Source organism: Streptomyces sp. BK79, assembly GCF_044142145.1.
Classification (GTDB): domain Bacteria; phylum Actinomycetota; class Actinomycetes; order Streptomycetales; family Streptomycetaceae; genus Streptomyces.
The window spans coordinates 205600-226684 of sequence record NZ_JBHVOC010000012.1 but is presented as its reverse complement, the minus strand read 5'-3'; the positions used below and the strand labels follow the sequence as shown (position 1 = coordinate 226684).

The window sequence follows — 21085 nt, the reverse complement described above, 5'->3', positions numbered from 1 at the left end:
GCTCACCGATCGAACAGAATGTTTACATCACAACCTCTATGTGTCCAGAAGCAAGCGGTTTTCGGGAAACGTCTGTCATGCATGACACATCCGGGCAACCATCCGGACGGCTCCGCGCTCCGCGGGCGCGAGCGCGCGATCATGCGGTCAGACGCGCACCCAGTCCGTGAGGACCAGTCCCGGCCCGGGCTCCTGCCGCGCCACCCGCAGCGCCCCGTCGGGCCCGTACGCGGCGAGCACCACGCGCCCCCGGGCGTCGAGCACCAGGGCGGGGTCGCCCGCGCACGGCTGCCCCGTGTCGGTCCACCACAGGCCCGCCGACTCGCCCTCCGTGCCGCAGACACCCACCAGCACGCTTCCCGCGGCGCCGCGATGGGCGATCACCGTGCAGTCGTAGCCGTCGAGGGACGCGCGCAGCACCGCGTTGGCGCCGTCCGCGGGCGTGCCGCCCAGGGGGACGGACCAGCCGCCGAGCCGGTGGCACACCAGACCCGTGCCGGCCGGGTCCGTCCAGAACCAGGTGAGCCGGCCGGGAGCGGTCTCCAGCGCCGCGACCGACCCGGGCAGCGGGCCCGGACGTACGTCGTGGGAGCGCTGCGGTACCGCGCCGGGCTCGGGCTGGACCCAGTGCAGCGCCGCGCCGTCGGCCGGGGCGAAGACCTCGATCCGGCCGGTGGAGGCGGCCGTCGCGGCGAGCCCGTCCCGCAGGCCGGCCCCGCGCAGATCGGCCCAGGGCTCCCACTTGCCGCCCCGCCCCTCCCTGCGCATCATCAGCCCGCCGCCCGCGTTGCGCGCGAAGACGTGGACCGTCCCGGCCGCGTCCACGGCCGCCGTCGGCACCCCGAACCGCACCGCCCGGTCCGGCTCGCGATGCGGGTTGCCCAGCGAGCGCCACTCGGTGACCGGCCGCCCGGTCTGGTACTGGATCGCGTGCACGACGTCCACCTCGGTGGAGCCGTCCGCACGCCGCCGCTCGCGCCGGCCCAGGAAGTGCACGTACGTGTCGGCGCCCTGGGTCACGCTCAGGTGGGTGAGGTCCGCGACGGCGAAGAAGTCCGGCCCCGACCAGCCGGGGCCGCCCGGGCGGGTCTCGGTCCAGCGCGCCAGCCCGCCCTCGCACGGGGCGTAGGCGGTGAGCCGGCCGTCCTTGCCGCGCACCAGCCACGAACCCGCGGCGGTACCGGTCGCACCGGTCACGGCCGGACGCGCGTCGGCCGGGTCGGCCCCGCCGGGACGGCGACGCTGCGGGGCACGTGCGGACCGATCCCGCATCACCATGACGGACTCCTTGGAGAATTCACCCGATCTGGACGCGGGACGTGGAATTCTCACATGATATGCACACGGCATACACTCCTCGTCCCGCGAGGGGTCACCATGCCGACACCTCGCGAACGGGGAGCATCCCTCACCGAACGTCACCTTGCCCTCACCCGGCCTGGTTTGTGAGGTGAGTCACTGCCGTACAACGCCTGGGGCGGGTCGCGGGTCTCTCCGATCGCCCGAGCACGTCCAGGCCGTGACAGCGGTGGTCCGGACAGCACCACGGCCGACGGCACCGCACAGCACGCACCACAGCCCACGGCGGCACGCACCACGGCCCACGGCCCACGGCCCACGGCCCACGGCACGACAGCACACGCAGACCTGGCACGCACAGACGAGGACACCGACCCGATGACGACCCCAGCCGAGGACAGCACCAGCACACCGCGCCGGTCCCGGCGGCGGGGAGCGCCCCGCCGAAGGCGCACCGGCCGGTGGATCCTGCTCTCGCTGGCCGTACTCGTCGTCGCCGGAGCCGGCACCGGCTACTGGCTGTACAGCGACCTCGACGGCAACCTCAAGGGCGTCGACATCGACGACGCGATCGGCAAGGACCGCCCGGAGAAGCTGCCGACGTCCGGTCAGAACATCCTGGTCCTCGGCTCCGACTCGCGCGCGGGCGACAACGCCGAACTGAAGACCGGGAAGGTCGCCGGGGCCCGTTCGGACACCGCGCTGGTGATGCACATCCCCGAGGGCCGCACCGAGGCCGTCGCCGTCAGCATCCCGCGCGACACCCTGGTGACACGCCCCGACTGCACCAAGGCGGACGGCTCGGACGTGGCCTCGGCCGAGCGCGTGATGTTCAACTCCATCTACTCGCAGGCCGGTCCGGCGTGCGTGGTCAAGACGGTGGAGAAGATGTCCGGGGTCCGCATGGACCACTACATGGAGATCGACTTCGCCGGCTTCAAGGGCCTGGTGGACGCGATAGGCGGCGTGACCGTCACCGTCGACCAGGACATCCGCGACCCCTCCAGCGGGCTCGACCTGACCGCCGGCACGCACAAGCTGGACGGCACCGAGTCACTGGCCTTCGTCCGCACCCGGCACGGGGTCGGCGACGGCAGCGACCTCGGGCGCATCGGCCTCCAGCAGGAGTTCATGATGGCCCTGCTGAGCGAGATCAAGAAGCAGGACCTGCTGGGCAGCCCGACCAAGACGTACAAGATCGCCGACACGCTGACCGCGGCGCTCACCACCGACTCCGAGCTGGCCTCGCTCACGGCGCTGGCGGACTTCGGCCGCAGCCTGAACGGTGTCGACCCGGCGTCCATGGAGACGATCATGCTGCCGGTGGCGTACGACAGGACCGACCCCAACCGGGTGGTCCCCGCCGAGCCGCAGGCGTCGACGCTGTGGAAGGCGATCCGCGGCGACCAGGCGATCCCGGAGTCGGCGAAGAAGTCCCCCGCGACCGGCGGCCGTTCCTGACGAGCGGGCCCGTGTCCCCTGACCCCGGGGAGCGCGCCGAGGGGGGTGGCTCAGACCGCCCGCCACGCCCCCAGCGCCAGCCCCGCCTCGTCCGTCCGCCGCGTCAGCAGCAACTGCCCGGTGGACGGGGACAGGCTCGCCGCGACCACGCGGGCGTCGGCGTCCAGGGCGAGGGACACCACCGCGTCCTTCGGCAGCACCGGCCCCGACTCCGTCCACGCCGCGCCCATCGCCTCCTGCTCGGCGGGGTACGCCGCGAAGGCGACCCGGTCGCTCGTCGCCGAGCGCTGGGCGACCAGCGTGCAGTCGTGCCCGTCGATCACGCAGCGGACGGCGGACACCGGGCCGGGGTCCGCGGCGGTCACCAGGGGCGTCGGCTTCCCACCGGGGCGCCAGGCGCACAGGTCACCGGTGTCGTCGTCGGTGAAGAAGAGCGTGGTGCGCTCCGGCGAGGTGGCCTGCGCGCGCAGGGTGCCCGGGCGGACCGCCGCGTCGACGCCCTCCCCCAGCACCGGCCGCGCGCCCGGCTCCTCCTGGCGCCAGTGCAGGATGCCGCCGGGGACGGCCGCGTACAGCTCGACCAGCCCGGAGCCCCCCGTCACCGCCGCGGGCTCCTCCCGCACGCCGCGCCCCTTCAGGTCCCGCCACGGCTCCCAGCCGCCCTTCTCCTTCTGGGCCAGCATGCTCATGCCGCCGCCCCCGTTGCGGACGAAGACATGGGCCCGGCCCTGCGCGTCCACCGCGACGGCCGGGGTGCCGGTGCGGTCGCCCTGCTTGTTGGGGTGCCCGGCCGGCTGCCAGTCCAGGGGCGCGAGCAGGGGCCGGAAGTGCGTGGTGTGCACGAGGTCGGCGCGGTCGGCCCCGGTGGACCGCCAGGCGGCCAGGTGGGCGTAGCCGTCGGGGCCCCGGCCGACCGCCGGACCGGGGAGGAGTTCCTGGTCGCCGCCGAGCCTGCGCGGGGGCTCCCAGGCACCGCCGGGCGCGCGTTCGGCACGCCACAGGGTGGCGCCGTCCGACGGGAGGTAGACACTGAGGCGGCCGTCGCGGCCGAGGAGAAGCCAGTCGCCGTTCACCGGTTCACTCTAAGCGGGGCCGCCGGCTCCGCGTCGAGCGGGTGCCGCCGGAGCGACGGCGCCGTGGGACCCTGACGGCATGGACGACAGCGCCTCCCTGCTCGTGATCGTCGACGCCGCCAACGTCGTCGGGTCGGTGCCCGACGGCTGGTGGCGGGACCGGCGCGGGGCCGCGGAGCGGCTGCGGGACCGGCTGGCGGCGGACGGGGTGCCGGGGCGGCCCGGGCCGGTGGAGATCGTCCTCGTCGTCGAGGGGGCCGCCCGCGGGGTGGACTCCGTGCCCGGCGTACGGGTGGAGTCGGCGCCCGGCAGCGGGGACGACCACATGGTCGCCCTGGTCGCCGGGGCCGCCGACGGCCGCCCGGTCCTGGTCGTGACGGCCGACCGCGAGCTGCGCCGCCGGGTGGCGGAGCTGGGCGCGGAGGTCGCGGGCCCGCGGACGGTCCGGCCCGCGTGACAGCACTCCGGCCGGGCGCACCCGGGCCGAGCGCGACAGCACACCTCCGGACGCACACGGTCGCGCGCGACAGCCCCCAGCGGGACGCGAGCGATCCCCCGCGACCGCACCCAGCCGGGGCGTACGCGATCCGGCCCGCGTACCGGCTCCCCGCACCCGCGACCCGGCGGCCCACGCGCCGACACCCCTCCCCCACGATCCGGCCCGCGTGAGCACGCCCCGCCCGCACACACGTCCGGCCCCGCACGGCCCCCGTGAAGGGGCCGTGCGGGGCCGGAGCGGCAGGTGACCTGGACGGTCGGGGTGGGTCACACCGCGGTGTCTCCCGAGGACGGCCTCGACGGGCCGCCGGCCGGTTCCTCCTCGCCGCGGGCCATACGGCTGTGGCCGCGACCGTAGAGGAAGTAGACGACGACACCGATCGCCATCCAGACGCCGAACCGGACCCAGGTCTCCGCGGGCAGGTTCAGCATCAGCCACAGCGAGGCGGCGACGGACACGATCGGCAGCAGCGGCACCAGCGGGGTGCGGAAGGCGCGCGGCAGGTCGGGGCGGGTCCGGCGCAGGATGATCACGCTGATCGCGACGATGACGAACGCGAAGAGCGTGCCGATGTTCACCAGCTCGGCCAGCTCGCTCAGGCTGGTGAAGCCGGCGACGATCGCGATGATCACGCCGAGCAGGATGGTCGGCCGGTACGGCGTCCGGAACTTCGGGTGAACGCGGGAGAAGAAGCGGGGCAGCAGTCCGTCGCGGCTCATCGCGAAGAACACCCGGGTCTGGCCGAGCAGCAGGATCATGCAGACGGTGGTCAGGCCGACGGCGGCGCCGAAGCTGATCACGCCCGCGAAGAAGGGGTGCCCGGTGGATTTGAAGGCGTCGGCGAGCGGGGCGTCGACGGACAGCTCGCTGTAGTGCTGCATGCCCGTGACGACGATCGAGACGGCGACGTACAGGGCGGTGCAGATGAACAGGGAGCCGAGGATGCCCCGGGGCATGTCGCGCTGCGGGTTCTTGGTCTCCTCGGCGGCCGTGGCGACGATGTCGAAGCCGATGAAGGCGAAGAAGACGACCGAGGCGGCGGTGAAGATGCCCATCACGCCGAAGTTGGCCGGCGCCCACCCGAACATCAGTTGGATCAGGGGCGAGTCCAGCCCGGCCCCCGCCTCCACCGGCTGCGCCTTCGGGACGAACGGGTCGTAGTTGGAGCCCTTGATGAAGAAGGCGCCCGCGATGATCACGATCAGGACGACGGCCACCTTGATGGCGACGACGATCGAGGTGATCCGCGCCGACAGCTTCATGCCGAGGACGAGGATGGCGGTGAGCACCAGGACGAGCGCGGCGGCGAGGATGTCGAAGCCGAAGCCGTCGGCCCCGTCCCGGCCGCCCAGGGCCTCGGGGAACTGCCAGCCCGCGTTGTCCATGAACGAGCGGATGTAGCCCGACCAGCCGACGGCCACCACCGCCGTCCCGAGGGCGAACTCCAGGACCAGGTCCCAGCCGATGATCCAGGCCGGCAGTTCACCGAGCGAGGCATAGGAGAAGGTGTACGCCGAGCCGGCCACCGGGACGGTGGAGGCGAACTCGGCGTAGCAGAGCGCGGCGAGCGCGCAGACGACGCCGGCGACCACGAAGGCCAGGGCCACGGAGGGCCCGGCGTTGTTCTTGGCGACCGTGCCGGTCAGTACGAAGATGCCGGTGCCGATGATGACACCGACGCCGAAGACGGTCAGGTCCAGCGCGGACAGGGATTTCTTGAGCGCGTGCTCCGGTTCCTCCGTGTCTCGGATGGACTGCTCGATCTTTTTGGTTCTGAAGAGACTGCTGCTGCTCACGCGTACCTCCGACGCTTGTCGTCCCCGACATGATCGAGAGGGGGGCGTACTGCGTATGCCCCGGCGTGAGCGGATTCACGCGGATGGGCCGGTCGCACCACTGCAACGAGTGGAGCGACCGGCCCATCCGGTCGTACGTCAGTCGCGCGCGGCCTCCACCGGGTCCGCGCCGGAGCGCTCGTAGCGGCCGTCGAGCTTGGCGACGAGGCCGGTGACCTGACGGGCGATGTCCGGCGCGGTGAGCCCGATCTCGGCCAGGACCTCGGCGCGGGAGGCGTGGTCGAGGAAGCGCGGCGGGATGCCGAAGTCGCGCAGCGGGACGTCGACGCCCGCGTCGCGCAGGGCCTGGGCGACGGCGGAGCCGACACCGCCGACCCGCGAGTTGTCCTCGACGGTGACGACGACGCGGTGGCGCTCGGCGAGCGGGGCCATGGCCTCGTCGACGGGCTTGACCCAGCGCGGGTCGACGACGGTGGTGGAGATGCCCTGCTTGTTCAGCAGGTCCGCCACCTCCAGGCACATCGGCGCGAGGGCGCCGACGGAGACCAGGAGGACGTCCGGGTCGTCGGTGCCGGGGGCGCGCAGCACGTCCATGCCGCCGACGCGGCCGACGGCCGGTACGGCGGGGCCGACGGCGCCCTTGGAGAAGCGGACCACGGTCGGCGCGTCGTCCACCGCGACGGCCTCGCGCAGCTGGGCGCGGACCTGGTCGGCGTCGCGCGGGGCGGCCAGGCGCAGGCCGGGGACGACCTGGAGGATCGACATGTCCCACATGCCGTTGTGGGAGGCGCCGTCGGTGCCGGTGACACCGGCGCGGTCCAGGACGAAGGTGACGCCGCACTTGTGCAGGGCCACGTCCATCAGGACCTGGTCGAAAGCGCGGTTGAGGAAGGTGGCGTACACCGCGAAGACCGGGTGGACTCCGCCGTGCGCGAGGCCGGCGGCGGAGACCGCGCCGTGCTGCTCGGCGATGCCGACGTCGTAGACGCGGTCCGGGAAGGCCTTGGCGAACTTGTCGAGACCGACCGGCTGGAGCATCGCGGCGGTGATGGCGACGACGTCCTCGCGCTCCTCGCCGATCTTCACCATCTCGTCGCCGAAGACGCTGGTCCAGTCGGCGCCGGCGGTGGAGATGGGCAGGCCCGTGTCGGGGTGGATCTTGCCGACGGCGTGGAAGCGGTCGGCCTCGTCCGCCAGGGCGGGCTGGTAGCCGCGGCCCTTCTCGGTGAGGCAGTGCACGATGACCGGGCCGCCGAAGCGCTTGGCGCGCGTCAGGGCGGACTCCAGGGCCTCCAGGTCGTGGCCGTCGATGGGGCCGACGTACTTCAGGCCGAGGTCCTCGAACATGCCCTGCGGGGCGATGAAGTCCTTCAGGCCCTTCTTGGCGCCGTGCAGGGTGTCGTAGAGCGGGCGGCCGACGACCGGGGTGCGCTCCAGGACCTCCTTGGTACGGGCCAGGAAGCGCTCGTAGCCGTCGGTGGTGCGCAGGGTCGCCAGGTGGTTGGCGAGGCCGCCGATGGTCGGGGCGTAGGAGCGCTCGTTGTCGTTGACGACGATGACCAGCGGGCGGTCCTTGGCGGCGGCGATGTTGTTCAGCGCCTCCCAGGCCATGCCGCCGGTGAGCGCGCCGTCACCGATGACGGCGACCACGTGGTCGTCGCGGTCGAGGACCTGGTTGGCCTTGGCGATGCCGTCGGCCCAGCCCAGCACGGTCGAGGCGTGGCTGTTCTCGATGACGTCGTGCTCGGACTCGGCCTGCGAGGGGTAGCCGGACAGGCCGCCCTTCATCTTCAGCTTCGAGAAGTCCTGACGGCCGGTGAGCAGCTTGTGCACGTAGGACTGGTGACCGGTGTCCCAGAGCACCTTGTCCTTGGGCGAGTCGAAGACGCGGTGCAGGGCGAGGGTCAGTTCCACCACGCCGAGGTTGGGGCCGAGGTGGCCGCCGGTCTTGGACACGGCGTCGACGAGGAAGGCGCGGATCTCCTCCGCCAGCCCGCCCAGCTCTTCCAGGCTGAGCCGGTCCAGATCGCGCGGTCCCCTGATGCGGGTCAGCAGCGGCACCCGTGCCTCCTTGCAGTAGAGCTGTTGCCGGGCCTGCCCGAGTCTAATGTTCCGCCGTGGCGGAACGTGTCCGGGCGGTGCGTCGTACGTCACGCGTTCGGCCTTACCCATCGGTGGCCCCTTCTACGACACCGCCCGCCCGAGGGCTCAGCTCGGGCGGGCGGTGGTGGTGCGACGGGCGCGGTGCGCGGTTACGCGCGGCCGGCCGTCTTCTGCGTCTTGCGGGTGACCGCGTCGATGACGACGGTCGCCAGCAGGACGCCACCGGTGATCATGTACTGGACCGGCGAGGCGATGCCCTCCAGGGCGAGGCCGTACTGGATCGAGATGATGACCATCACACCGAGCAGCGCGTCCCACGTGCGGCCGCGGCCGCCGAAGAGGGACGTGCCGCCGATGACGGCGGCGGCGATGACGTTCATCAGGAACTCACCGGTGCCCGCGCCCTGGTTGGCGGAGGCGATCTTCGAGGCCACGAAGAGGCCGCCGATCGCGGCGAAGGTCCCGGCGATCGCGAAGACCGAGATACGGACCAGCTCGACGTTGATACCGGCCCGGCGGGACGCCTCGACGCTGCCGCCGAGGGCGAAGACCTTGCGGCCGTACGCCGTGCGACGGAGCACGAAGTCCGTCAGCAGCAGGAACGCGAGGAAGATCACCACGGCCAGCGGCAGGCCCTTGTACTGGTTGAAGACGATCGCGACGGCGAAGGCCAGCACGGCGAGCAGCACCGTGCGCACGATGATCTCGTTCAGCGGCCGGGACGGCACTCCGGCGGCCTCGCGACGGCGGTTGTCGAGGAAGGCGGTGAGGAAGTACCCCGCGGTCACCACGACCGCCAGACCGTAGGCGGCGGCCACGTCGCTGAAGTAGTAGCTGGTCAGCTTGACGACCACGCCGTCGGCGTCCAGGTTGATGGTGCCGTTGCTGCCGAGGATCTGCAGCATGAAGCCCTGCCAGAACAGCAGTCCGGCCAGCGTCACGGCGAAGGCCGGGACGCCGATCTTCGCGAAGACGAAGCCGTGGATGGCGCCCGCCACCGTGCCGGTGAGGATCGCCAGCACCAGGGCGAGTATCTCGTTCATGCCGTGCGTGACGCTCAGCACCGCGAAGGTGGCGCCCGCGACACCGCTGACCGAACCGACCGACAGGTCGATCTCGCCGAGCAGCAGCACGAAGACGATACCGACGGCGATCATGCCGGTGCCGACCATGGCCACCGACATGTCGGAGAAGTTGCCGGCGGTGAGGAAGTTGGAGTTCAAGCTGGTGAAGATGGCCCAGATGACCAGCAGGCCGACGACGACCGGAAGGGAGCCGAGGTCACCGGCCTTCATCTTCCGCTTGAACTCGCCGAGGTAGCCCGCGAAGCCCTGCTCGCGCACCAGGAGCCGCGGGTCGACCGCGGCGACGGCGGCGGGAGCGGCTTCCGGGTTCGCCGCCGCGCTGTCCGCGGCGGGGGTGGAGGTCTTGTCGATGCTCACTTCTTGATCTCCCCATTGGTGCGCGCCGCACGACGGGTCACGGCGTTCTCCGTGGCGCCCGTGATGGCGGAGATGATCTCCTCCTGCGAGGTCGACTTGACCTCGAAGACGCCGTTGTTGCGCCCGAGGCGCAGGACGGCGACCTTGTCGGCGACCGCCTTGACATCGGCCATGTTGTGGCTGATGAGGATGACGGCGTGGCCGCGCTCGCGCAGCCGCTCCACGAGGTCGAGGACCTGGGCGGTCTGCTCGACGCCGAGCGCGGCGGTGGGCTCGTCGAGGATGACCAGCTTGGGCTCGCCGAGCATGGAGCGGGCGATCGCCACGACCTGGCGCTGACCGCCGGAGAGCGAGGCGATCGGGATGCGGACGCTGGGGATGCGGATGGACAGCGTGTCCAGCAGCTCGCGCGAGCGGCGCTCCATCTCCACCTCGTCCAGGACACCGCGCTTGCGGATCTCCCGGCCCAGGTAGAGGTTGCCGACGACGTCGATGTTGTCGCACAGCGCGAGGTCCTGGTAGACGGTCGCGATGCCCAGGTTCTGGGCGTCGTGCGGCTTGTTGATGCTGACGGCCTTGCCGTCCCACTCGATGGCGCCTTCATCGATGGGGTGCACGCCGGCGATCGTCTTGACCAGCGTGGACTTTCCGGCGCCGTTGTCGCCCACCAGGGCGACCACTTCACCGGCGTGGACCTCAAGCTCTACGTCGGTGAGCGCCTGGACGGCACCGAATCGCTTGGAGACCCCGCGCAACGCCAGCACGGGCGTAGCGGACACGTGAACCATCTCCTTCGCCGCCTGACCCGGCGGGAGGTTGTGCAGAAAGGTTGGGGGGTGGGCGGGGGTTGCCCGCGGGGGTTCCGTCCGGCGCCCCGCGTAGCTTGCGGGGCTGTTGGGTGCGGGGCGCCGGAGGAAGCTGCGTCGCAGCCGGTCCCGTACGCGCTCAGGCGGTACGGGGCGCGGGGCTGCTTACTTGAGACCGATCTTGTCGCAGGCGGCCTTGTACTTGCCGGCGCAGATCTCGTCGAGGGTGTAGAAGCCCTCCTTGATGACGGTGTCCTTGATGTTGTCCTTGGTCAGGGAGACGACCGGGACGAGGACCGTCGGGATGCCCTTGGTGGTGGCGCTGTCGGCCTTGTCCTTGGCGATGGAGTCGAGCGACTCGCCCTTGGCGAGGGCGACGGCCATCTCGCCGGCGACCTCGGCCTCCTGCGGGTAGGACTTGTAGACGCTCATGTACTGCTCGCCGGTGACGATGCGCTGCACGCCCGCGAGTTCGGCGTCCTGGCCGGTGACCGGGATGTCGGCGATGCCGGCGGCCTTCAGGGCGGTGATGATGCCGCCCGCCATGCCGTCGTTGGCGGAGTAGACGCCGACGATCTTGTCCTTGCCGAGGGCGGAGATGGCGCCCTCCATGTTGGCGTTGGCGTTCTCCGGCTTCCACTCCTTGGTGTCGTACTCGCGGCCGATCTTCACCTTGCCGTCGAGGACGGAGTGGGCGCCCTCCTTGAACTGGGCGGCGTTCGGGTCCGTGGAGGAACCGTTCATCATGACGATCTGGCCGTCCTTGGCCTTGTCGCCCAGCGCCTCCAGGAGGGCCTCGCCCTGGGTCTTGCCGACCGTGACGTTGTCGAACGAGGTGTAGGCGTCGATCGGGCCCTCGGCGAGGCGGTCGTAGGCGACGACCGGGATGCCCGCGTCCTTTGCCTTCTTGATCGAGCCGGCGATGGCCTTGGAGTCCACGGCGTCCACGACCAGCACGTCGACCTTGTTGGTCACCATCGTGTCGACCTGCTGCGACTGCAGCGTGGCGTCCTGCTTGGCGTTGGCGTAGACGACCTCGCCCTTGTTGTTCGTCAGCTCCTTGACCTTCTTCTCGATCAAGGGCTTGTCGAACTTCTCGTAGCGAGCGGTCTGGTTCTCCGGAAGCAGGAGACCGACCTTGATGTCGTCGCCCTTCTTGGCGGCCGAGTCGGACGAGTCGGCCTTGTCGCCGGACTCCTTGGCACTGCCACAGGCGGCGAGCGAGACCGCCATGGCGGTGGTGGCAACGGCGACGGCGGCACGACGCATACGCGTGTTCACTTCAGAAACCTCCCTGACGAGGCCGCGTCGTTGCGGCCGAGGTGGCTGGAAGTCAACTCGGCCACACGTGCGACGTCAAGAAGTAAATCCTTAACGAGATGACAACGGTGCCATCCGTGCTCTAAGTGAAGGCAGGGGAGGCCATGGACAGAGCACCGGTCGCACTTCCGTCCAAAAGGGTCGAATCGCCCATCTCGCTGAGCGCGAGGGCGAGCGCCCCGAGCACCTCCGCACGGCCGCCAAGTGCCCCCGGGAGTACGGAGAGTTGGCGCGCCGCGCTGGGGATCGCGTAGCGGCCCACGGACTCCCGGATCGGGCCCAGCACCAGCTCACCGGCCTCCGCGAGATCGCCGCCGAGCACGACCCGGCTCGGGTTGAGCAGGTTGCAGAGGTTGGCGACTCCGCTGCCGATGTGGCGGCCGACGTCGGCGATCACCCGACGGCAGCCCGGGTCGCCGTCGCGGGCCAGGCGCACGACGCCTTCCATGGTCAGGTCGGTGCCGTGGCTCGGCTGCAGGAGCGGGAGCACGTAGCGCGCGGAGGCGAAGGTCTCCAGGCAGCCCCGGTTGCCGCAGCGGCAGACCGGGCCGGACTCGTCCAGGGTGATGTGCCCGATCTCGCCCGCCGTGCCGCCGGGGCCGCGGTAGATCTTGCCGCTGATCACCAGGCCGGCGCCGACACCGCTGGCGACCTTGATGTACGCCAGGTCCCGCACCCCCCGGCCGCTGCCCCAGACCAGCTCGCCCAGGGCGCCGAGGTTGGCGTCGTTGTCCACGTGCACCGGCACGCCGAGCCGCCCCCGCAGCTCCTCGGCGGGCTTGGTGCCGCCCCAGCCGGGCAGGATGGCGGTCGAGCCGAGCGTCCCGGACTCCACGTCGATCGGGCCGGGCACGCCGAGGCCCACTCCGGCGATCTTGGAGCGGTCCACGCCGGTCGCCTCGATCAGCCTGCTGACCAGCTGTTCCGCCCGGTCGAAGCCCTGTGCGGCGGACGCGTCGACGTCCAGCGGCTCGGACTCCTCGGCGAGCACCTGGTGGGCGAGGTTCCCGACCGCGACGCGCAGGTGGGTGTGCCCGAAGTCCACGCCGATGACGATGCCCGCGTCCCCGCTCAGCGAGACGCTGCGGGCCCTGCGGCCGCCCGCCGAGGTGGGCGTGACCTCGACCGTCCCGCCGTCCTTCAGCTCCCGGACGATGTTCGAGACGGTCGCCGCGGACAGGCCCGTCGTCCTCGCGATCTCCGCCTGCGTGAGCGACCCGGCGAGCCGTACCGCTCGTACGACCCGTTCCAGGTTGGCTCGGTGCAGCGACGACTGCGACCCGGGAGTCTCCACGACGACCTCCTGCGCGCGGGGCCGCTTCGATGAGGCCCCGTCCATGTCCAACTAGTGAACTCTAAGCTGAGCCGTTCGGGTCGCCTCCCGTCAAGAGGTTGAACCGCATCCGGGTGCCCGGCACACATAACCGCACACACTCGACCGCATACGCGCCGAAGCCGCCCCCGGACCACGGGAGCGGCTCCGCGCGAGCACCGAGGGGTTACTTCAGGGCGCCCGCCGTGAGCCCCTGGACCACCTGGCGCTGGAAGATGATGTACGCGGCCAGCACCGGCAGCATCGCCATCACCAGGCCCGCGAACAGACCCGACCAGTCGCCCTTGTAGCCCTGGCTGACGGCGAGCTGCACCAGGCCCTGGGTGAGGACGTGCTTGTCCGGGTCCGTGTTCAGCACGGTCGGCAGCATGTACTGGTTCCACTGGCCCAGGAAGTTGAAGATTCCCACACTGATCAGGCCCGGCTTGGCCATCGGCAGCATGACCTGGAAGAACGTCCGGGTGTGCGAGGCCCCGTCCACGAACGCGGCCTCCGCCACCGAACTCGGCAGCGTCCGGAAGAAAGCGGTCAGGAAGAACACCGTGAAAGGCAGCGAATAGGCGATGTAGACCAGGATCAGCCCGTGGATGGTGTTCAGCAGTCCCATGTTGTCCACGACGTAGAACAACGGGACCAGCGCGAGCATGATCGGGAAACTCATGCCGCCGATGAACAAGTAATAGATGAACCGGTTGCCCGGGAAATCGAACCGGGCCAGCACATAGGCCGCCATCGAACCCAGCACCAGCGTGCCGACGAGCGAACCGCCCACCACCAGCACGGTGTTGAGGAAGTAGTCGCTCATGTGGGCCTGGGACCAGGCCCGCGACCAGTTGTCGAAGTTCAGCTTGTCGGGGAGCGACCAGGGCGAGCCGAAAATGGAGGCGTCGTCCTTGAAAGAGGTCATCACCGCCCACACCAGCGGCATGCCGACCATGATCGCCCAGATGACGAGGACGCCGTGGGAGAAGACGTTGAGGGCGGTGCCCTCCTTCTTCCCCTTCTGCAGCCCGCCGGGCGGGGCCGCGTCCTCGCGGACGGACACGCCGGGCTCGGCCGGTACGGGAGCGGGGGTCTCGGTCGTCTTCATGTGATCAGTACTCCAGCCGCTCGCGCCGGCCCAGCTTCATCACGACGGCCGCGAAGGCCAGCGTGACGACGAGCAGGGCGACGCCGATCGTGGTGGCGTAGGCGGCCTGACCGTCCCGGAACGCCTTCTGGTACACGTACAGGACCATCACCGTGGTCGAGTAGTCGGGTCCGCCGGGTCCGGTCGTCATGATCTGCACGACCGCGAACGACTCGGCGCCCAGCGCGAGGATGCCCATGTAGACCCAGCCGGACTGCACGGTGTCCCACAGCAGCGGCAGGGTGACCTTGAAGAAGGTGGTGAAGCGGGTCGCCCCGTCCAGCAGCGCCGCCTCGTACAGCTCCGCCGGGATGGAGGCCATGCCCGCGGAGAACAGGACGACGAAGAAGCCCACCGTCGACCAGACGAGCACCGCCATCACGCACCACAGCGCGAGGTCCGGGTCGCCGAGCCACAGCGGCTGGACGTCGCCCAGGCCGATCCCGCGCAGCAGGGAGTTGACCGCGCCGCTGTCCGGGTTGTACGCGAACTGGAACAGCAGGGCGACGATCGCGATGGAGAGCACCTGCGGGAAGAAGTAGACGATCTTGTAGAAGCCGGAGCCTCGGACGCCGGTGATCACCGGGCCGCCCTTCCGCTTGCGTCCGCCCACGTTGATCATGAAGGAGAAGAAGAGCGCCAGGCCGAGCGTCACCAGCGGCACCAGCAGGGCGAACAACACGCTGTGCCAGAGCGACTTCCAGAAGATGTCGTCGTCGAGCATCCGCGAGTAGTTGTCGAAGCCGACCATCTTGAACTCGGGACTCAGGCCCGTCCAGTCCGTGAACGAGTAGTAGATGGACTGGATGAACGGCCAGACGACGAAGAGCGCGTACAGTCCCAGGGGAACGGCCAGGAACCCCACGATGAACCGGTACTTGCCGTGCTGCATTACCACCGACCCCGATCTGCGCGCGGGTGGCGCCGCCAGGGCCCGTCCGGCGCCGGAGCGCGGGACAGGCCCTGGTGACGCGTCCTCACTGGTGCTTGTAGTGCTTGATCGACGAGTCCTTGGCGGCCTCGTCCGCGTAGCCCTGGATCTTCTTGATGGTCTCGGCCGGGGTCATCCGGCCGGCCATCATCTCGCCCAGGCAGGAGACGCCGATCTTCTCCTTCTGGAGCTGCACGTACCAGTCCTGCATGCGGGGGTTCACCACGTTGTCGCCGGCCAGTTCCAGCGCCGCGACGCCGGCCTTGAGGCCCGGGGTCAGCTCGATGCCGTCGGTGCCGCCGTTGTAGGCGGTCAGCGACTTCACCTTGCCGGTGAAGTTCTTCGAGGACGCCTCGCTGAGCATGATGCGCAGCTGCTCCATGCCGCCGGCGGCGTTGGCCGCCTTCGCCGGGACGATGAAGGGCTCACCGCCGGAGGCCCAGATGGTGCCGAAGGGCATCGCGTCGTTGTCGTCGATGCCCGGCGGGGCGGAGACCGTGAGGTCGAAGTCGGCGGGGATGACGTTGGCCGACTCGTTCTCCACCCAGGAGCCGTTGGGGAGGAACAGGGCGTCGCCCTTGGCCCAGGCGGTCTGCGACTGGATGTGGTCCAGACCCGGGGTGCCCTTGAGGATGTAGCCCTTCTTGTACAGCTCGTACCAGGCCTCGAAGACCGTCTTGACCGCCGGGTGCTTCCAGGCGTTCGGCTCCAGGTTGTCGATGGCGTTGAGCACCTCGACACCGCCGACCTTGGCGATCATCGGGGACATCGCGAAGGGGATGTAGTACGGGTACTTGCCGGCGTAGGTCCAGCCGGCCATGTCCTTCTTCTTGGCCTTGGCGCAGACCGCGAGCATCTCGTCCCAGGTCTTCGGGTACTCCGCGTCGAGGGAGTCCAGGGCCTTCTTCGAGTACCAGTTGCCATACACCGTGTAGGCGTAGTACAGGATCCAGACCGGGTCGCCGTCGAACTGGCCCATCTCGACGATGCCGGGCCGCAGGGTGTCGCGGACCTTCTTGTTCGGGTCGTCGTAGGACGGCGCGTCCAGCAGCGGGGTGAGGTCGGTGAGCTGCTTCTTGCCCACCAGGACGCCCATGTCCATCTGCTCGGCGCCGGAGTTGTCCACGAGGTCGGGCGGGTTGCCGCCGTTGAAGCGCGGCTGGAGGGTGGACTGGATCTTCTGGGTGGCGGAGAACTTCACCTTGGCCTTCGGGAAGGCCTTCTCGTACAGCTTCACGGCGTCCTCGGCGTACTCCTTGCCGAAGCCTCCGTCGAAGAGGACGAACTCCATCTGGGCGCTGTCGTTGACCGCCAGCGGGTTCTCGGCGGACTTCTTGCCCGCCTCGGCCTTCTCCTGGTCGTCCCCGCCGCCGCTCGCGCAGGCGGACAGGAAGCTCATGGTCGGTACGGAGATCAGGCCGAGCGCCGCGGACCGCTTGATCAGATCGCGGCGGCCGACGCCCTTGCCGTTGTTCTCGGCGGAAGTGGATCCCATGCTCAAGTCCTCGCCTTCTCCAGGACTCAGGCGGTGAACCGGATCCTCCCCGGCACCGCGATCGGGTCACGCTGGGTCGTGCAGGAAGTACGGGTGTTGCTGGTCGAAGCCTTGCGGACACAGATGTCCGGGTGTTCTGGCGGTCCCTTTTCGCGGTTCCCCCCGGATCCCCCGGTGGCCGACAGGTATAGTCCACTTCCCGCCAGCTGAGCAAGATCGAATGCAAGGTTGGCGGTACGTCTTTTCCGAGTTGAGACCTCCCGGAAATATGAGGGGCCTGTGTGCCGCTTGCCGGAAGAATCCCCGGCATAAGCCCCGAACGCCACATCCAACACCCTTGACATCACTTGCCACTTGACCACTACTGGTGCTTGCGCGAACGAATTGACAACGTTGTCCGCAGGAGCGCGGGGAGGGTGGCCAGGGCATGCAGTACAGAGTTCGGCACAGATGGGGTTCGGCGGTCGTGATGACGACCGCCCTCGCTTTGGCGGTGGGTTCGCAGGGTGCGGCGGTCGCGCTGCCCACCGCGCCCGCCGGAGCCGACCGGGAGTTCTCGTCCTCGTTCGAGTCGGACGACCCGGTTCCGGACTGGCTCAACACCGTGGACACGGACGCCGACGGCGGCAAGCGCGCCGCGGGCGTCGACGGCGGCTACAGCACCGGCATACCGGGCAACGTCACCGACCACGTCACCGACGTCCGCGCGAGCGCGGAGAACACCGGCGGCGGCGAGGTGAAGGAGAACCTCGCCGACGGTGAACCGAGCACCAAATGGCTGACGTTCGAGAGGACCGGCTGGGTCGAGTTCGACCTGGACGCCCCGGCGAAGATCGCCAAGTACGCCCTCACCTCGGCCAACGACCACGCCGAACGCGACCCCGCGGACTGGACGCTGAAGGGGTCGGCGGACGGCGAGACCTGGCGGACCCTGGACACCCGGTCCGGCGAGTCCTTCGGCGAGCGGTTCCAGACGAAGACGTACGACCTCGCCGAGGCGGCCGAGTTCCGGCACTTCCGGCTGGAGATCACCGGGAACAACGGGGCGGGCGACGCGCTCCAGCTCGCCGACGTGCAACTGGCCACCGCCGCCACCGAGACGCCGGTCCCCGAGGACATGCTCTCCCTCGTCGACCGCGGCCCGAGCGGTTCGCCGACGGCCAAGGCGGGCGCCGGCTTCACCGGCACGCACGCCCTCAGGTACGCGGGGCGGCACACCGCGGACGGCCGGGCGTACTCGTACAACAAGGTCTTCGACGTCGACGTGCGGGTCGACCGCCGCACCGAGCTGTCGTACAAGATCTTCCCGTCGATGGCGGACGGCGACCTCGACTACGACGCCACGAACGTCGCCGTCGACCTCGCCTTCACCGACGGCACCTACCTGAGCGACTTGAAGGCCACCGACCAGCACGGGTTCCCGCTGACGCCGCGCGGTCAGGGCGACGCCAAGGTGCTGTACGTCAACCAGTGGAACAGCGTGAAGTCGGGGATCGGGTCGGTCGCGGCCGGCAAGACCGTCGACCGGATCCTGGTGGCGTACGACTCCCCCAAGGGCCCGGCGAAGTTCCGGGGCTGGCTGGACGACGTGGAGATCGAGCGGGCCGCTCCCGCACGCCCCGAGGCCCACCTGTCCGACTACGCGCTCACCACCCGCGGCACCCATTCCAGCGGCGGCTTCTCGCGCGGCAACAACATCCCGGCGACCGCCGTGCCGCACGGCTTCAACTTCTGGACGCCGGTGACCAACGCCGGTTCCCTGAGCTGGCTGTACGACTACGCGCGCGGCAACAACGCGGACAACCTGCCGACCCTCCAGGCGTTCAGCGCGAGCCACGAGCCGAGCCCCTGGATGGGCGACCGGCAGACCTTCCAGGTGATGCCGTCGGCCGCCGCCGGCACCCCGGACACCGGCCGGGACGCCCGCGAGCTGGCCTTCCGGCACGAGAACGAGACCGCCCGGCCGTACTACTACGGGGTGCGGTTCGAGAACGGCCTGAAGGCCGAGATGGCGCCGACCGACCACGCGGCGATGATGCGCTTCACCTACCCCGGTGACGACGCGAGCGTGATCTTCGACAACGTCAACGACCAGGCCGGCCTGACCCTGGACAAGGAGAACGGCACCTTCCAGGGCTACTCGGACGTCAAGTCCGGCCTGTCCACGGGCGCCACCCGCCTCTTCGTCTACGGCGAGTTCGACAGCAAGGTCACCGGCGGCGACTCCAGCGGCGTCAAGGGCCACCTGCGCTTCGACGCCGGCCGGGACCGCACCGTGACGCTGCGCATCGCGACCTCGCTGATCGGCGTCGACCAGGCGAAGGACAACCTGCGCCAGGAGATCCCGCAGCGCACCTCCTTCGACAAGGTCAAGCGCGACGCCCAGAAGCAGTGGGACAGGATCCTCGGCAAGGTCGAGGTCGAGGGCGCCACACAGGACCAGCTGACCACGCTGTACTCCAGCCTCTACCGGCTGTACCTGTACCCGAACGCCGGCCACGAGAAGGTCGGCGGGACGTACAAGTACGCCTCCCCGTTCTCCGAGGCGGTCAAGGAGGACACTCCGACCGAGACCGGCGCCAAGGTCGTGGACGGCAAGGTCTACGTCAACAACGGCTTCTGGGACACCTACCGGACCACCTGGCCCGCGTACTCCTTCCTGACCCCCTCCAAGGCCGGTGAGCTGGTCGACGGCTTCGTACAGCACTACAAGGACGGCGGCTGGACCTCGCGCTGGTCCTCCCCCGGCTACGCGGACCTGATGACCGGCACCTCCTCGGACGTCGCGTTCGCGGACGCGTACGTCAAGGGCGTCGACTTCGACGCGAAGGCGGCGTACGACGCGGCCGTCAAGAACGCCACCACCGTGCCCCCGTCCTCGGGCGTGGGCCGCAAGGGCATGGCGACCTCGCCGTTCCTCGGGTACACGAGCACGGCGACGCACGAGGGCCTGTCGTGGGCGCTGGAGGGCTACCTCAACGACTACGGCATCGCCAAGATGGGCGAGAAGCTCTACAAGGAGACCGGCGAGAAGCGGTACAAGGAGGAGTCGGCGTACTTCCTGAACCGCGCCCAGGACTACGTCAACATGTTCGACGCGAAGGCCGGCTTCTTCCAGGGCAAGGACCTGGCGGGCAAGTGGCGCGTGGACTCCGAGAAGTACGACCCGCGCGTGTGGGGCCACGACTACACGGAGACCAACGGCTGGGGCTACGCCTTCACCGCCCCGCAGGACAGCCGGGGCCTGGCCAACCTGTACGGCGGCCGCGACGGCCTCGGCGACAAGCTGGACGAGTACCTGTCCACCCCCGAGACCGCCTCTCCGGAGTTCAAGGGCTCCTACGGCGGTGTCATCCACGAGATGACCGAGGCGCGGGACGTGCGCATGGGCATGTACGGGCACTCCAACCAGGTCGCCCACCACGCGCTGTACATGTACGACGCGGCCGGGCAGCCGTACAAGACCCAGAAGAACGTCCGCGAGGTGCTCTCCCGCCTCTACACCGGCAGCGACATCGGCCAGGGCTACCACGGTGACGAGGACAACGGCGAGCAGTCGGCCTGGTTCCTCTTCTCCTCCCTCGGCTTCTACCCGCTGGTGATGGGCAGCGGCGAGTACGCCATCGGCTCCCCGCTGTTCACCAAGGCGACCGTCCACCTGGAGAACGGCCGCGAACTGGTCGTCAAGGCGCCGAAGAACAGCACGAAGAACGTCTACGTGCAGGGCCTGAAGGTCAACGGCAAGCGCTGGAACTCCACTTCGCTGCCGCACGCGCTGATCGCCAAGGGCGGCGTCCTGGAGTTCGACATGGGCGCGAAGCCCTCCTCGTGGGGCACCGGCGAGAACGCGGCGCCGGTGTCGATCACCGAGGACGACGAGGTGCCGACGCCGCGCGCGGACGCGATCGAGGCCGAGGGCGCCCTGTTCGACGACACGTCGGCGACGGAGGCCGCCGTCACGTCGGTGGACCTGCCGGTGTCCGGGGAGGGCACCGAGGCGCTCCAGTACACGCTGACGTCGCCGGCGGACCGGGCGAAGGCCCCGGCGGGCTGGAAGCTCCAGGGGTCGGCCGACGGCACGGCCTGGCGGACGCTGGACGAGCGCTCCGGCGAGTCCTTCGCCTGGGACCGGCAGACCCGGGCGTTCTCGGTGAAGTCGCCGGGGGCGTATCAGAAGTACCGCCTGGTGCTCGACGGCGAGCACACGCTGGCGGAGGTGGAACTGCTGGCCTGAGGGTGAGGTGAGCACGGGATGACGCTGCGGGGTACGCCGGGTGACCGGCGTACCCCGCAAAAGGTTGTACGCCTCACGTTGCACTTGCGTACCTGTTCTGTACCGCTCTCGTCCCCTGCCGTAAATCTGATTGACGCGTGAACGTCATGTGTAAGGATCACGGA

General features: G+C 70.0%; 14 protein-coding genes. 3 read left to right on the top strand and 11 right to left on the bottom strand.

All coding sequences use genetic code 11. The features are described 5' to 3' along the window. Positions 1-147: 147 nt before the first annotated feature. Complete coding sequence (locus ACFIF2_RS17425; RefSeq protein WP_395573570.1) at positions 148-1272, bottom strand: hypothetical protein; 1125 nt, start codon at positions 1270-1272, stop codon at positions 148-150. A 405-nt stretch (positions 1273-1677) separates the two neighbouring features. Here ACFIF2_RS17425 and ACFIF2_RS17420 point away from each other — a divergent pair, with 405 nt between their 5' ends. Continuing rightward, a complete protein-coding gene (locus ACFIF2_RS17420; protein ID WP_395573555.1) occupies positions 1678-2760 on the top strand; it encodes an LCP family protein in 1083 nt (360 codons plus the stop codon). Between the two features lie 50 nt (positions 2761-2810). Here the strand turns inward: ACFIF2_RS17420 and ACFIF2_RS17415 are convergent, their stop codons facing one another. Beyond that, positions 2811-3833 (bottom strand): hypothetical protein, encoded by a 1023-nt coding sequence (locus tag ACFIF2_RS17415; RefSeq protein WP_395573554.1) that lies wholly within the window; start codon positions 3831-3833, stop codon positions 2811-2813. 79 nt (positions 3834-3912) lie between these two features. Here ACFIF2_RS17415 and ACFIF2_RS17410 point away from each other — a divergent pair, with 79 nt between their 5' ends. Then, positions 3913-4290 (top strand): NTP pyrophosphohydrolase, encoded by a 378-nt coding sequence (locus ACFIF2_RS17410; protein WP_395573553.1) that lies wholly within the window; start codon positions 3913-3915, stop codon positions 4288-4290. Between the two features lie 308 nt (positions 4291-4598). Here ACFIF2_RS17410 and ACFIF2_RS17405 read toward each other — a convergent pair whose 3' ends face one another. The 9 genes from ACFIF2_RS17405 to ngcE all read right to left on the bottom strand — a co-directional run bounded on the left by ACFIF2_RS17405 (position 4599) and on the right by ngcE (position 16687). After that, complete coding sequence (locus ACFIF2_RS17405) at positions 4599-6128, bottom strand: amino acid permease (protein WP_395573552.1); 1530 nt, start codon at positions 6126-6128, stop codon at positions 4599-4601. A 138-nt stretch (positions 6129-6266) separates the two neighbouring features. Continuing rightward, entirely contained in the window at positions 6267-8189 is a 1923-nt protein-coding gene (gene dxs / locus ACFIF2_RS17400) for a 1-deoxy-D-xylulose-5-phosphate synthase (RefSeq protein WP_395573569.1), read from the bottom strand. A 191-nt stretch (positions 8190-8380) separates the two neighbouring features. Beyond that, positions 8381-9673 carry a sugar ABC transporter permease gene (locus ACFIF2_RS17395; RefSeq protein ID WP_395573551.1) on the bottom strand — a complete coding sequence of 431 codons (1293 nt, stop codon included), beginning with the start codon at positions 9671-9673 and terminating at the stop codon, positions 8381-8383. After that, a complete protein-coding gene (locus ACFIF2_RS17390; protein WP_356611986.1) occupies positions 9670-10461 on the bottom strand; it encodes an ATP-binding cassette domain-containing protein in 792 nt (263 codons plus the stop codon). The genes ACFIF2_RS17395 and ACFIF2_RS17390 overlap by 4 nt, the downstream gene beginning before the upstream one ends. A 183-nt stretch (positions 10462-10644) precedes the next feature. Next, positions 10645-11748, bottom strand: a complete 1104-nt coding sequence (locus ACFIF2_RS17385; protein ID WP_395573568.1) for a substrate-binding domain-containing protein — start codon at positions 11746-11748, stop codon at positions 10645-10647. A gap of 133 nt (positions 11749-11881) precedes the next feature. After that, entirely contained in the window at positions 11882-13093 is a 1212-nt protein-coding gene (locus ACFIF2_RS17380) for an ROK family transcriptional regulator (RefSeq protein ID WP_395573567.1), read from the bottom strand. Between the two features lie 205 nt (positions 13094-13298). Then, positions 13299-14222 carry a carbohydrate ABC transporter permease gene (locus ACFIF2_RS17375; RefSeq protein ID WP_395573550.1) on the bottom strand — a complete coding sequence of 308 codons (924 nt, stop codon included), beginning with the start codon at positions 14220-14222 and terminating at the stop codon, positions 13299-13301. A gap of 4 nt (positions 14223-14226) precedes the next feature. Next, a complete protein-coding gene (locus ACFIF2_RS17370) occupies positions 14227-15153 on the bottom strand; it encodes a carbohydrate ABC transporter permease (RefSeq protein ID WP_395573549.1) in 927 nt (308 codons plus the stop codon). Between the two features lie 85 nt (positions 15154-15238). Continuing rightward, on the bottom strand, positions 15239-16687 hold the full coding sequence (ngcE, locus tag ACFIF2_RS17365; protein ID WP_395573548.1) for an N-acetylglucosamine/diacetylchitobiose ABC transporter substrate-binding protein: 1449 nt from the start codon (positions 16685-16687) through the stop codon (positions 15239-15241). A 427-nt stretch (positions 16688-17114) separates the two neighbouring features. On the opposite strand from ngcE, the gene ACFIF2_RS17360 reads away from it, so the two are divergent. Continuing rightward, the gene (locus tag ACFIF2_RS17360; RefSeq protein ID WP_395573547.1) at positions 17115-20921 is read left to right on the top strand and encodes a GH92 family glycosyl hydrolase; all 3807 of its coding nucleotides are present in this window, start codon (positions 17115-17117) and stop codon (positions 20919-20921) included. Positions 20922-21085 lie beyond the last annotated feature (164 nt).

Coding starts and splice junctions, on each gene's coding strand:
- ACFIF2_RS17425 (WP_395573570.1), bottom strand. CDS start 1,272: ATGCGGGATCGGTCCGCACGTGCCCCGCAGCGTCGCCGTCCCGGCGGG.
- ACFIF2_RS17420 (WP_395573555.1), top strand. CDS start 1,678: ATGACGACCCCAGCCGAGGACAGCACCAGCACACCGCGCCGGTCCCGG.
- ACFIF2_RS17410 (WP_395573553.1), top strand. CDS start 3,913: ATGGACGACAGCGCCTCCCTGCTCGTGATCGTCGACGCCGCCAACGTC.
- ACFIF2_RS17390 (WP_356611986.1), bottom strand. CDS start 10,461: ATGGTTCACGTGTCCGCTACGCCCGTGCTGGCGTTGCGCGGGGTCTCC.
- ACFIF2_RS17385 (WP_395573568.1), bottom strand. CDS start 11,748: ATGCGTCGTGCCGCCGTCGCCGTTGCCACCACCGCCATGGCGGTCTCG.
- ACFIF2_RS17375 (WP_395573550.1), bottom strand. CDS start 14,222: ATGAAGACGACCGAGACCCCCGCTCCCGTACCGGCCGAGCCCGGCGTG.
- ACFIF2_RS17370 (WP_395573549.1), bottom strand. CDS start 15,153: ATGCAGCACGGCAAGTACCGGTTCATCGTGGGGTTCCTGGCCGTTCCC.
- ngcE (WP_395573548.1), bottom strand. CDS start 16,687: ATGGGATCCACTTCCGCCGAGAACAACGGCAAGGGCGTCGGCCGCCGC.
- ACFIF2_RS17360 (WP_395573547.1), top strand. CDS start 17,115: ATGCAGTACAGAGTTCGGCACAGATGGGGTTCGGCGGTCGTGATGACG.